The sequence below is a fragment of the Variovorax sp. OK212 genome (assembly GCF_900112425.1).
GTDB lineage: Bacteria > Pseudomonadota > Gammaproteobacteria > Burkholderiales > Burkholderiaceae_C > Variovorax.
In genome coordinates this window covers 168878-179584 of record NZ_FOLP01000014.1, presented here as the reverse complement: position 1 = coordinate 179584, position 10707 = coordinate 168878, and the positions used below count along the sequence as shown (strand labels likewise).

The 10707-nt window shown below is 64.6% G+C and carries 17 protein-coding genes and 1 pseudogene; 16 read left to right on the top strand and 2 right to left on the bottom strand.

Annotated features, from left to right (window positions below):
* The 15 genes and pseudogenes from BM004_RS29970 to BM004_RS29900 all read left to right on the top strand — a co-directional run.
* Window positions 1-94 (top strand): annotated as a pseudogene (locus BM004_RS29970) (elongation factor Tu); the annotation flags it as partial.
* A 21-nt stretch (window positions 95-115) separates the two neighbouring features.
* Window positions 116-430 carry a 30S ribosomal protein S10 gene (gene rpsJ, locus BM004_RS29965; RefSeq protein WP_007838118.1) on the top strand — a complete coding sequence of 105 codons (315 nt, stop codon included), beginning with the start codon at window positions 116-118 and terminating at the stop codon, window positions 428-430.
* Between the two features lie 260 nt (window positions 431-690).
* Window positions 691-2175 (top strand): hypothetical protein, encoded by a 1485-nt coding sequence (locus BM004_RS29960; protein WP_256220110.1) that lies wholly within the window; start codon window positions 691-693, stop codon window positions 2173-2175.
* Window positions 2176-2185: 10 nt separating this feature from the next.
* Complete coding sequence (locus BM004_RS29955; protein WP_256220109.1) at window positions 2186-2830, top strand: hypothetical protein; 645 nt, start codon at window positions 2186-2188, stop codon at window positions 2828-2830.
* A gap of 205 nt (window positions 2831-3035) precedes the next feature.
* Window positions 3036-3716, top strand: a complete 681-nt coding sequence (rplC, locus tag BM004_RS29950) for a 50S ribosomal protein L3 (RefSeq protein WP_093136301.1) — start codon at window positions 3036-3038, stop codon at window positions 3714-3716.
* The gene (rplD, locus tag BM004_RS29945) at window positions 3716-4336 is read left to right on the top strand and encodes a 50S ribosomal protein L4 (RefSeq protein WP_093218836.1); all 621 of its coding nucleotides are present in this window, start codon (window positions 3716-3718) and stop codon (window positions 4334-4336) included. The genes rplC and rplD overlap by 1 nt, the downstream gene beginning before the upstream one ends.
* Complete coding sequence (rplW, locus tag BM004_RS29940; RefSeq protein WP_093057773.1) at window positions 4333-4668, top strand: 50S ribosomal protein L23; 336 nt, start codon at window positions 4333-4335, stop codon at window positions 4666-4668. The genes rplD and rplW overlap by 4 nt, the downstream gene beginning before the upstream one ends.
* Before the next feature lie 2 nt (window positions 4669-4670).
* The gene (gene rplB, locus BM004_RS29935; protein ID WP_093136306.1) at window positions 4671-5495 is read left to right on the top strand and encodes a 50S ribosomal protein L2; all 825 of its coding nucleotides are present in this window, start codon (window positions 4671-4673) and stop codon (window positions 5493-5495) included.
* 10 nt (window positions 5496-5505) lie between these two features.
* Window positions 5506-5784 carry a 30S ribosomal protein S19 gene (gene rpsS / locus BM004_RS29930; protein ID WP_007838132.1) on the top strand — a complete coding sequence of 93 codons (279 nt, stop codon included), beginning with the start codon at window positions 5506-5508 and terminating at the stop codon, window positions 5782-5784.
* A gap of 9 nt (window positions 5785-5793) precedes the next feature.
* Window positions 5794-6126: a 50S ribosomal protein L22 gene (rplV, locus tag BM004_RS29925; protein WP_007838134.1), complete on the top strand. Its 333-nt coding sequence runs from the start codon at window positions 5794-5796 to the stop codon at window positions 6124-6126.
* Between the two features lie 17 nt (window positions 6127-6143).
* Entirely contained in the window at window positions 6144-7055 is a 912-nt protein-coding gene (rpsC, locus tag BM004_RS29920; RefSeq protein ID WP_081266126.1) for a 30S ribosomal protein S3, read from the top strand.
* A 52-nt stretch (window positions 7056-7107) separates the two neighbouring features.
* Window positions 7108-7524, top strand: a complete 417-nt coding sequence (gene rplP, locus BM004_RS29915) for a 50S ribosomal protein L16 (protein ID WP_093136308.1) — start codon at window positions 7108-7110, stop codon at window positions 7522-7524.
* A gap of 55 nt (window positions 7525-7579) precedes the next feature.
* Window positions 7580-7789: a 50S ribosomal protein L29 gene (gene rpmC / locus BM004_RS29910; protein WP_093136311.1), complete on the top strand. Its 210-nt coding sequence runs from the start codon at window positions 7580-7582 to the stop codon at window positions 7787-7789.
* A gap of 9 nt (window positions 7790-7798) precedes the next feature.
* Window positions 7799-8068, top strand: coding sequence for a 30S ribosomal protein S17 (gene rpsQ, locus BM004_RS29905; protein ID WP_007838145.1), 270 nt, complete (start codon window positions 7799-7801; stop codon window positions 8066-8068).
* A gap of 82 nt (window positions 8069-8150) precedes the next feature.
* Window positions 8151-8657, top strand: a complete 507-nt coding sequence (locus BM004_RS29900; protein ID WP_093136314.1) for a peroxiredoxin — start codon at window positions 8151-8153, stop codon at window positions 8655-8657.
* 5 nt (window positions 8658-8662) lie between these two features.
* Here BM004_RS29900 and BM004_RS29895 read toward each other — a convergent pair whose 3' ends face one another.
* Together BM004_RS29895 and BM004_RS29890 are read right to left on the bottom strand one after the other, a co-directional pair.
* Window positions 8663-9253, bottom strand: a complete 591-nt coding sequence (locus BM004_RS29895; RefSeq protein WP_093136317.1) for a GNAT family N-acetyltransferase — start codon at window positions 9251-9253, stop codon at window positions 8663-8665.
* 289 nt (window positions 9254-9542) lie between these two features.
* Entirely contained in the window at window positions 9543-10040 is a 498-nt protein-coding gene (locus BM004_RS29890; protein ID WP_093136320.1) for a TlpA disulfide reductase family protein, read from the bottom strand.
* A 134-nt stretch (window positions 10041-10174) separates the two neighbouring features.
* Here BM004_RS29890 and BM004_RS29885 point away from each other — a divergent pair, with 134 nt between their 5' ends.
* Window positions 10175-10702 carry a hypothetical protein gene (locus tag BM004_RS29885; RefSeq protein WP_093218833.1) on the top strand — a complete coding sequence of 176 codons (528 nt, stop codon included), beginning with the start codon at window positions 10175-10177 and terminating at the stop codon, window positions 10700-10702.
* Window positions 10703-10707: the final 5 nt, after the last annotated feature.

Sequence of the window (10707 nt, the reverse complement as noted above, 5' to 3'; positions counted from 1 at the left end):
CCCGATCGCGATGGAAGAAGGCCTGCGCTTCGCCATCCGTGAAGGCGGCCGCACCGTGGGTTCGGGCGTCGTGGCCAAGATCCTCGACATCTAAGCCGGACGCAAAGGAATCACCATGGCAACCAAGCAAAAAATCCGCATCCGCCTGAAGGCATTCGACTACAAGCTGATCGACCAATCGGCCGCTGAAATCGTGGACACCGCGAAGCGCACCGGCGCGATCGTCAAGGGCCCCGTGCCCCTGCCGACCCGCATGAAGCGTTTCGACATCCTGCGTTCGCCGCACGTCAACAAGACGTCGCGCGACCAGCTGGAAATCCGCACGCACCAGCGCCTGATGGACATCGTCGACCCGACCGACAAGACCGTGGACGCGCTGATGAAGCTCGACCTGCCGGCTGGCGTGGACGTCGAGATCAAGCTGCAGTAATTCATTCGACCTCGCGTCGGATTTATTAACGAAGCCCGCCTGCAGAAATGCAGGCGGGCTTTGTGATTTTTGGCTTGCAGCTGTGGCATCCTCGCGCACCGGTCTTCTTCACGGCATTGGCCGGGACTGAAACGAGGGCAGCACAAGCTATGAGACAGAAGTTCTCTTTTGCGGCGGGACTTGTGGCGTGTATCGCGGCGGCGGCTTTGCTGGCCGCTTGCGGCGGCGGCGGTGGAGGCGGGGGCGGCGGCGGTATCCCCTTGTTGCCGTTGCCCATTCCCTCGGCGGCCCCCGTCACCTTGAGCGGCACGGCCACCTACGAGTCGGTGCCCAATGTCAGCGGCGCACTCGTGTATGCCGACACCTCGGTCAAGCCGGTACGCGGCGCCTACGTCGAAGTGCTCGATGCCAGCGGCAACCAGCTGGTTGCAACCTCGACGGACGACAGCGGCGGTTATGCCGTGAGCGTGCCCAGCGGCACGACCGTCGTCGTTCGCGTGCGCGCGCAGCTGACCCGTCCCGGACCGGGCGCGACCTGGGATGTCACGGTGCGCGACAACACACGCTCCAGCGCCATCTATTCCATGCAGTCGTCGGCGTTCTCGACCGGAACCGCGGCCCTCACGCGCGACGTGCGCGCCGGCAGCGGCTGGGGCGGGTCGAGCTACACCGGCGAGCGCGTGTCCGGCCCGTTCGCCGTGATGGACACGGTCTACACCGCGATGCAGAAAGTCCTGTCCGTGGCGCCGGCGACTGCATTTCCGTCGCTGAAGGTGTTCTGGAGCGTGAACAACACGAACGCCGGCGGCAGCGTGGCGCTGGGACAGATCGGCACCACCTTCTTCATCGACCGGACCTCCGGTGCCGAGATCTACGTGCTCGGCAAGGAGAACGTGGACACCGACGAATTTGACGCGCCCGTGATCGCCCACGAGTGGGGCCACTACTACCAGGCCTCCTTCAGCCGGGACGACTCCACCGGCGGGGCGCACACCACGGGCGAACGCGTCGACCGCCGGCTGGCCTTCTCCGAAGGCTGGGGCAACGCCTGGTCCGGCATCGCGCTGGGGCGCGGCAACTATGTCGACTCGGGCGGCCCCGGCCAGTCGCAGGGCAGCAATCTCGACCTGTCGAAAGGCCCGGCGTCCAATCCGGGCTGGTTCCGTGAAACCTCGATCCAGTCGGTCTTCTGGAACCTGAACCAGCAGGTCGGGTTCAAGCCGATCCACGACGCCATGACGAGCTCCCTGTTCATCGGCGGTGCGCCGGTCACGTCGATCCACCCGTTCACGGCGGCATTCAATGTGGTGGCGCCGGGCAGTGCCTCGGCGCTGGCCACACTGCTGGCCGGGCAGGTCATCAACGCAGCCAACAACGATGCCTACGGCCAGCAGGAAACGAACGACGGGGGCGTGGCGGCCGCGCTGCCGATGTACAAGACGGCCTCGACCAACGGTGCCGTCACCCAGGCCTGCGTGACGAACGCGGCCGATCCGGCGCGCGACGGCAACAAACTCGGCAGCTTTGCGTACCTGCGGTTCACGGCGCTGGCCAACCGCCCCCACCAGTTCGCGATTTCCACGCCCGCGGGCGCCAGTCCCAGCTTCTCGATCTACCGTGGCGGGCTCTTGAGCAGCAACACCGGCTCGGTCAACCTGGCCGCCGGTGAGCACGTCCTGGTGATCAACGACCTCAACAATTCCTCCGCCAACACCTGTTTCGGCGTTGCGATCCAACAGCAGTAGGGAGACCGCCATGAAACTGCGCTCCAGCTCCAGTTCGGCGATTGCCGCCGCGGCCTGGCTGATGCTCGCGGCATCGCCCGCCTTTGCGGACGGGGTTCCCGCCCCTCGCGCCGGCAAACATGCGGCGCCTTCGCACGCGGCACCCCTGACGGTCGCCGCGCGCAAGCCCAATGATTCCGGCGTCACCATCCAGTTCAGCGTGGCGGGTGTGGCGCAGATCGGACGCCCGGTCTCGATCACCCTGCAATTCGACGGCGTCACCGATCCGGCCGGCGCCACCGTGCGCCTGAGCACCGACGCCGGCCTGACCCTGGCGACCGCCGGCACCCTGGCGCTGCCCGCAGGCCAGCGCACGAGCATGACCGCAACGGTGACCAGCGACCGGGAAGGCCTGGCCTACCTGAACGTCTTCGTCACGCAGAACGGCGCCATGAGCATCGTCGCGATCCCGGTGCAGACCGGGTCGACCGCGCCGAGCATGAAGGGCGCGGGCGAGGTGAAGTCGTCCTCCGAGGGTGAAAAGATCATTTCTTCGCCCGCGAAGGAGCCCAGAGAGCTCAAAGAGTCGAAAGAGTCGAAAGAGTCGAAAGAGTCGAAAGAGTCGAAAGAGCCGAAAGAGCCGAAAGAGCCGAAAGAGCCGAAAGAGCCGAAATAACGCCCGGAAACGGGCGCCACAACCGCACTTGCAATGCGCCCGCACCGCGGGCTATAATCGCTGGCTCTGCCCTTGTTGCGTCCGCAAGGGTGTTGTGTGGGCAGAGATTTATCAACCTTCTTCCGTAGCCGGAGAAATCTGGCAAACGCTGTTGCCAATTGAAGTGGCAGTGGCGGAAGAGGATTTCCATTTTTGGAGAAAACATATGAGTCTGAGCAACTCCCTCGGGTTGCTGGGCCGCAAGGTGGGGATGATGCGTCTCTTCACCGATGACGGGGACGCAGTTCCTGTCACGGTGGTGGATGTGTCCAACAACCGTGTGACCCAGATCAAGTCCCAAGAGACCGATGGCTACGTCGCCCTGCAGGTGACGTTCGGTTCGCGCAAAGCATCGCGCGTGACCAAGCCCCAAGCCGGACACCTCGCCAAGGCGGGTGTCGAAGCAGGCGAAATCATCCAGGAATTCCGCGTCACCGCAGATACCGCAGGTCAGCACAAGGCTGGCGGCGTGATCACGGCCGGCAGCGTTTTCTCCGTGGGCCAGAAGGTGGACGTGCAAGGCACTTCCATCGGCAAGGGCTTCGCTGGCACGATCAAGCGTCACAACATGAGCTCGCAACGCGCGTCGCACGGTAACAGCCGTTCGCACAACGTTCCCGGCTCGATCGGTATGGCACAAGACCCCGGTCGCGTGTTCCCCGGCAAGCGCATGACGGGCCACCTCGGCGACGTCACGCGCACGACGCAAAACCTCGACGTGTTCCGCATCGACGAAGCGCGCCAACTGCTGCTCATCAAGGGCGCGATTCCGGGTTCGAAGGGTGGCTTCGTCACCGTGCGTCCCGCCATCAAGGCCAAGCCGCAAGCGGCTGAAGGAGCGAAGTAATGGAACTCGAACTCCTGAACGAACAAGGCCAGGCCGCGTCGAAGTACGACGCCCCCGAGACCGTGTTCGGCCGTGACTACAACGAAGACCTGGTTCACCAGATCGTCGTTGCATTCCAGGCCAATGCCCGCCAAGGCACGCGCGCCCAGAAGGACCGCGAGCAGGTCAAGCACTCGACCAAGAAGCCTTTCAAGCAAAAGGGAACGGGCCGCGCCCGTGCCGGTATGACGTCCTCGCCGCTGTGGCGCGGGGGTGGCCGGATTTTCCCGAACATGCCTGACGAAAACTTCTCGCAGAAGATCAACAAGAAGATGTACCGCGCCGGCATGGCCGCCATCTTCTCGCAGCTCGCTCGCGAAGGCCGTCTGGCCGTGGTCGATTCGCTGACCGTGGATTCGCCCAAGACGAAGCCGCTGGCAGCCCGTTTCAAGGCGATGAATCTCGAGTCCGTGCTCGTGATCGCCGAAGAAGTCGACGAAAACCTGTACCTTGCCTCGCGCAATCTGGTCAACATCCTCGTGGTCGAACCCCGTTACGCCGATCCGGTGTCGCTGGTTCACTACAAGAAGGTGCTGGTCACCAAGGGTGCCGTCGACAAGCTCAAGGAGATGTTCGCATGAGCCGCGTGAACCCTACCGCCGCTGAACGTACGTTCGAAGAAGGCCGCCTGATGGCGGTGCTGGTCGCCCCGATCGTGTCCGAAAAGGCCACGATGGTCGGCGAAAAGTCGAACGCTGTCACTTTCAAGGTGCTGCAAGACGCCACCAAGCCCGAGATCAAGGCCGCTGTTGAACTGATGTTCAAGGTCGAAGTCCAGGGCGTGTCGGTGCTCAACACCAAGGGCAAGACCAAGCGCTTTGGCAAGTCCATCGGCCGCCGCGACAACGTTCGCAAGGCCTATGTGACGCTGAAGGCCGGTCAAGAGCTCAACCTCGTCGGGGAAGGCGCTTAATCATGGCCGTCATCAAGATGAAACCCACTTCGCCGGGCCAACGCGGCGCGGTGAAGATTTCGCGTGACCACCTGTACAAGGGTGCTCCTCACGCAGCCCTGCTGGAACCCCAGTTCCAGAAGGCTGGCCGTAACAACAACGGTCACATCACGATCCGTCACCGTGGCGGTGGTTCCAAGCACCACTACCGCGTTGTCGACTTCGTGCGCAACAAGGACGGCATCCCGGCCAAGGTCGAACGCATCGAGTACGACCCGAACCGCACCGCCCACATCGCTCTGGTCTGCTACGCCGACGGCGAGCGCCGCTACATCATCGCCCCGCGCGGTCTTGAAGCCGGTGCAACGCTGATGTCGGGCGCCGAAGCCCCGATCCGCGCCGGCAACACCCTGCCGATCCGCAACATTCCGGTCGGCTCGACGATCCACTGCATCGAACTGCAACCCGGCAAGGGCGCGCAGATCGCGCGTTCGGCCGGCACGTCGGCCACGCTGCTGGCTCGCGAAGGCGTCTACGCCCAGGTCCGCATGCGTTCGGGTGAGGTGCGTCGCATCCACATCGAATGCCGTGCAACCATCGGCGAAGTGGCCAACGAAGAGCACAGCCTGCGCCAACTCGGCAAGGCAGGCGCCAAGCGCTGGAAGGGCATTCGCCCGACCGTGCGCGGCGTCGTGATGAACCCGGTCGACCACCCGCACGGTGGCGGCGAAGGCAAGACTGGCGAAGGCCGCCATCCTGTCGACCCATGGGGCAATCTGACCAAGGGCTATCGCACCCGTAACAACAAGCGCACGCAGGTCTTCATCGTGTCGCGTCGCAAGAAGTAAGGGATAGCCAATGACTCGCTCTCTCAAAAAGGGTCCTTTCGTCGACCACCACCTCGTGGCCAAGGCCGACAAGGCCGTGACGACCAAGGACAAGAAGCCGATCAAGACCTGGTCGCGCCGCTCGATGGTTCTGCCCGAATTCATCGGTCTGACCATCGCTGTGCACAACGGCAAGCAACACGTGCCCGTGTACATCACCGACCAGATGGTCGGCCACAAGCTCGGCGAATTTGCGCTCACGCGCACGTTCAAGGGGCACCCCGCGGACAAAAAAGTCCAGAAGAAGTAAGGAACGACCATGTCTGAAACACGTGCAGTCCTCCGCGGTGTCCGCCTGTCGGTCGACAAGGGCCGTCTGGTCGCGGACCTGATCCGCGGCAAGAAGGTCGATCAAGCGCTCAACGTTCTGCAGTTCACGCAGAAAAAGGCCGCTGTGATCATCAAGAAGGTGCTGGAGTCGGCTATTGCCAACGCCGAGCACAACGACGGTGCCGACATCGACGAGCTGAAGGTCAAGACCATCTACGTCGAGCAAGGTGCAACGCTCAAGCGTTTCACCGCTCGGGCCAAGGGTCGCGGCAATCGCATCAGCAAGCCCACGTGCCATGTGTACGTGACGGTCGGCAACTAAGAAGGCCTGGAAGAAATATGGGACAGAAAATCCACCCAACCGGGTTCCGCCTTGCGGTTACCCGTAACTGGTCCAGCCGCTGGTACGCAAGCGACCGCGATTTCGCGGGCATGCTGGCCGAAGACATCAAGGTTCGCGAATACCTGAAGAAGAAGCTGAAGAACGCTTCGGTCTCGCGCGTCATGATCGAACGTCCCGCCAAGAACGCACGCATCACGATCTACTCGGCACGTCCGGGCGTCGTGATCGGCAAGAAGGGCGAAGACATCGAGAACCTCAAGCGCGAACTGGGCAAGCAGCTCGGCGTGCCGGTTGCGGTCAACATCGAAGAAGTGCGCAAGCCCGAAATCGATGCGCAGCTGATCGCCGACAGCATCACGCAGCAGCTCGAAAAGCGGATCATGTTCCGCCGCGCCATGAAGCGCGCCATGCAAAACGCCATGCGTCTGGGTGCCCTGGGCATCAAGATCATGTCGGCTGGCCGCCTGAACGGCATCGAAATCGCGCGTACCGAGTGGTACCGCGAAGGCCGCGTGCCGCTTCACACCCTGCGCGCCGACATCGACTACGGCACCTCGGAAGCCAAGACCACGTACGGCGTCATCGGCGTCAAGGTCTGGGTCTACAAGGGCGACACGCTGGGTCGTAACGACCTGCCGGCCGTCGAAACGCCGCGTCCTGAAGAAGAACGTCGTCCGCGTGGTCCCCGCCGTGATGGTCGCCCTGGCGACCGTCCGGGTGGCGACCGTCGTGGTCCCGGCCCCCGTGCCGGCGGCCGTGGCCCGATCGGTGGCAACACCGCTCCCGCCGATGGCAGCGACAAGCCCGCAGAAGCAACCGGCGGTGCCGGTGCAGACTCGAAACCCGCCGTTAAGCGCGTCCGCAAAGCCGCGCCCGCTGCAGCAGCGGACGGTGCCAAGACCGAGTAATCGGTCGCTCCCGGGCGCGAAAGCGCCTGGGGCCCTCACGGAGTAACAAAACATGCTGCAACCTGCACGCAGAAAGTTCCGCAAGGAACAAAAGGGCCGCAACACCGGCGTCGCAACCACGGGTAACTCGGTTGCGTTCGGTGATTTCGGTCTCAAATGCACCGATCGCGGCCGCCTCACGGCACGCCAGATCGAAGCCGCTCGTCGCGCGATTTCGCGTCACGTGAAGCGCGGTGGCCGTATCTGGATCCGCGTGTTCCCGGACAAGCCAATCTCTACCAAGCCCGCTGAAGTGCGGATGGGTAACGGTAAGGGCAACCCCGAGTACTACGTCGCTGAAATCCAGCCCGGCAAGATCGTGTTCGAGATCGTCGGCGTGCCCGAAGAACTCGCTCGCGAAGCGTTCCGCCTGGCCGCCGCCAAGCTTCCGCTGCGCACGACGTTCGTCGCTCGCCAGCTCGGCGCCTGAGAGGAGAACACTGATGGCAACCCGTAAGAAAAAAGAAACCGCGGCTCCGGCCAAGGTGACCAAGGCCGCAACCCTTCGCACGAAGGATGTCGCTGGCCTCGAAACCGAAATCAAGGACCTGCAGAAGGCCCACTTCGGTCTGCGCATGCAGAAGGCCACGCAACAGCTGTCGAACACCTCGACGCTGCGCGTGACGCGTCGCGACATCGCTCGCGCCAAGACCATTCTTGCTCAGAAGCAGCAAGAAACCCCCGCCGCCAAGTAAGGAGTGAACATGACGGAACCTAAAAAATCCCTCAAGCGCACCTTGATCGGCAAGGTGGTCAGCGACAAGCGTGCCAAGACCGTGACCGTGCTGGTCGAGCGCCGTGTGAAGCACGAGCTCTACGGCAAGATCGTGGCCAAGACGAGCAAGTACCACGCCCATGACGAAAAGGGCGAGTACAAGCTGGGCGACACCATCGAGATCACGGAAAGCCGTCCGATCTCGAAGACCAAGAACTGGGTCGTGACCCGTCTGGTCGAGAAGGCAGTTCTGGTCTAAGCGTCCAGATCTCCCGGCTCCCGACAGCCCACTCGAAAACGGCCCACAATGTGGGCCGTTTTTCTTTTTCTGGAGCATCTACATGATCAAAGTCGGCGACACCCTTCCCTCGGCCACCCTGCAGGAGTATTCCGAAGTCGAGGGCGAAGGCTGCAGCATCGGCCCGAACGCCGTGGACGTGGCCAAGGCCTCGGCCGGCAAGACCATCGCGCTGTTCGCACTGCCCGGCGCCTTCACGCCCACCTGCTCGGCCAAGCATGTGCCCGGCTACGTGCAGCACTTCGACGACTTCAAGGCCGCCGGCGTGGACGAGATCTGGTGCGTGAGCGTGAACGACGCCTTCGTGATGGGCGCCTGGGCGCGCGACCAGAAGACCGGCGCCAAGGTGCGCATGCTGGCCGACGGCAGCGCCGACTTCGCCAAGGCCACGGGCCTCACGCTCGACCTGAACGGCCGCGGCATGGGCCTGCGCAGCAACCGCTACTCGATGCTCGTGAAGGACGGCAAGGTCGCGACGCTGAACGTCGAGGCACCGGGCAAGTTCGAAGTCAGCGACGCCGACACGCTGCTGGCGCAAGCCCGCGGCTGAGTCTCCTAGTAGAGATCCGCCTTCAGGTAATGGGCCCCGGCAACGGGGTTGTGATAGTAGGGCGGCACCTCTTCGAAGCCCAGGTCTTCGTAGAGGGCCCGCGCCGACTCCATGTCGTCGAGGGTGTCCAGCAGCACGCAGCCGTAGCCCGCGCCGCGTGCGGCATCGAGGATGGCCTCGGCCAGCTGCCGGCCCAGGCCCAGCCCGCGGAAGCCGGGGCGCACGTACAGGCGCTTCATTTCCGCGGCATTGGCGTAGTCCGCGTTGTCCAGCGGACGCAGCGCACAGCAGCCCGCCACGTGCACCAGCGTGCCGTCGGCGCGCTTCAGCATCGGCGCCTGCCGGCCGGCTTCTTCCTTCACGTTCGCGGGATCGACCAACGCCAGCAGCAGCGTGCCGCGCGGTTCGGCGTAGTCGCCGGGCAGGGAGGCCAGCTCGCCGTCGAAATCCTGGAAGTCCAGGTCGATGCCCAGCGAGGCGGCGTAGTCGCGGAAGATCGCGCGCGTGGCGTCGATCTCGTGCGCTTCTTCGGGCATGACCAGCACGACGGCCGGCATGGCTGAGAGCGGCAGGGGGCGTGATACGGAGAAGCTCATGCGCGCACGCAAGAAGCCCGGCAGGCCACGCCAGTGCCGGAGAGCGGGCCGGAAACTGCGGCCGCGAAGGAGTCGGTCATCGAGGAAAGCGCGCGGTGGCGCAATGCTGCGGAAGGCGCAGATTAGCAAAATCCGGCCGCCCATCTGCTTCGGGTTGTTGCTATTGGCCGCTCGAAAGCCGTCCTTTAGGCCTGCTCGGCGGCCTCGGAGCGGCAAGCTCCAAAACAAAAGGCGCCCTTTCGGAGCGCCTTTTGCGGGGAAGCAGGGGGAAGCACGGGGCCGCGAAAACTCAGGCCTCGGCCAGCAGCTTCTCGATCAGCTTGTGCAGCTCGGCGAAATCGGGCTCGCCCACATAGCGCTTCACGATCTCGCCGCGCTTGTTCACCAGGTAGGTGGTCGGCGTGAGCTTCACGTCGCCCCAGGCCTGCGCCACGCTGCCGGTGTTGTCGATCGCCACCTTGAACGGCAGCTTGCGCGTTTCGGCGAAGTTGACGACGTAGCTCGGCGGGTCGTAGCTCATGGCCACGGCCAGCGTGTCGTAGCCCTGGGCCTTGTACTTGTCGTAGGTGGCGATGACCTTGGGCATCTCGCCCACGCAGGTCACGCAGCTCGTGGCCCAGAAGTTGACCAGGGTGACCTTGCCCTTCAGGTCGGCGGTGCTCTTTTGCGTGCCGTCGAGCAGCACGAAGGTCGAGGCCGGCGCGGCGGTGGCGCCGGAGTTGAAGTACACGCCCGCGCCAACGGCCAGCGCAAGGACGACGGAGGCAGCGGCGATGTATTTCTTCATGGCACCAGGGATGAGGAGGGCGGCGCGATTTTAGTTCCGCACGCCGGATCGTGCTGGCGACGCCTCGACTGGTCCGGCCGCCCCGTCGCGCGGCACGGCACGGCACATACGGCACGGCCGATAATCGCTCCCCCATGCCGTCCCCCGCCCCCCGTCCCTGGCTCGCGCTGGCCGCAGCCGTCCTGCTCGCCGCCTGCAGCCCCACCTTCAACTGGCGCGAAGTGCCGATTGCCGAATCGGGCCTGGTCGCGCTGCTGCCGTGCAAGGCCGACCGCGCCAACCGGGCCCTGCCGCTGGGCGCCGAGTCGGTGCAGGTCGACATGACGGGCTGCGAGGCCGGCGGCGCCACCTTCGCCATCGCGCATGCCTCCGCCAACGGCCCGGAACAGGCCCAGGCCTGGCTCCATGCGTGGCGCGCCGCCACGCGGGCGCAACTCGGCGCGGCGGCAGTGACCGAAGCGCCAGCAGAACTCCAGCGCGCGACCGCCACGCCGCCCCCGCTGCGGCTCGATGCGGCGCAGGGCGCGGCGCCCCTGCAGATCCTGTGGTTCGCCCAGTCGCAAAAGGACGGCAGCGTCGCGCTCTACCAGGCGACCGTGCTCGGCAAGCCTTCGTCGCCCGATGCGCCCAAGACCTTCTTCGAAGGCCTGCGCCTTCCATGAGCGCG

Coding starts and splice junctions, on each gene's coding strand:
- rplC (WP_093136301.1), top strand. CDS start 3,036: ATGAGTCTGAGCAACTCCCTCGGGTTGCTGGGCCGCAAGGTGGGGATG.
- BM004_RS29955 (WP_256220109.1), top strand. CDS start 2,186: ATGAAACTGCGCTCCAGCTCCAGTTCGGCGATTGCCGCCGCGGCCTGG.
- rplW (WP_093057773.1), top strand. CDS start 4,333: ATGAGCCGCGTGAACCCTACCGCCGCTGAACGTACGTTCGAAGAAGGC.
- rpsJ (WP_007838118.1), top strand. CDS start 116: ATGGCAACCAAGCAAAAAATCCGCATCCGCCTGAAGGCATTCGACTAC.
- rplV (WP_007838134.1), top strand. CDS start 5,794: ATGTCTGAAACACGTGCAGTCCTCCGCGGTGTCCGCCTGTCGGTCGAC.
- rpsS (WP_007838132.1), top strand. CDS start 5,506: ATGACTCGCTCTCTCAAAAAGGGTCCTTTCGTCGACCACCACCTCGTG.
- BM004_RS29890 (WP_093136320.1), bottom strand. CDS start 10,040: ATGAAGAAATACATCGCCGCTGCCTCCGTCGTCCTTGCGCTGGCCGTT.
- BM004_RS29885 (WP_093218833.1), top strand. CDS start 10,175: ATGCCGTCCCCCGCCCCCCGTCCCTGGCTCGCGCTGGCCGCAGCCGTC.
- rpsC (WP_081266126.1), top strand. CDS start 6,144: ATGGGACAGAAAATCCACCCAACCGGGTTCCGCCTTGCGGTTACCCGT.
- BM004_RS29900 (WP_093136314.1), top strand. CDS start 8,151: ATGATCAAAGTCGGCGACACCCTTCCCTCGGCCACCCTGCAGGAGTAT.
- rplB (WP_093136306.1), top strand. CDS start 4,671: ATGGCCGTCATCAAGATGAAACCCACTTCGCCGGGCCAACGCGGCGCG.
- rplP (WP_093136308.1), top strand. CDS start 7,108: ATGCTGCAACCTGCACGCAGAAAGTTCCGCAAGGAACAAAAGGGCCGC.
- BM004_RS29895 (WP_093136317.1), bottom strand. CDS start 9,253: ATGAGCTTCTCCGTATCACGCCCCCTGCCGCTCTCAGCCATGCCGGCC.
- rpsQ (WP_007838145.1), top strand. CDS start 7,799: ATGACGGAACCTAAAAAATCCCTCAAGCGCACCTTGATCGGCAAGGTG.
- rplD (WP_093218836.1), top strand. CDS start 3,716: ATGGAACTCGAACTCCTGAACGAACAAGGCCAGGCCGCGTCGAAGTAC.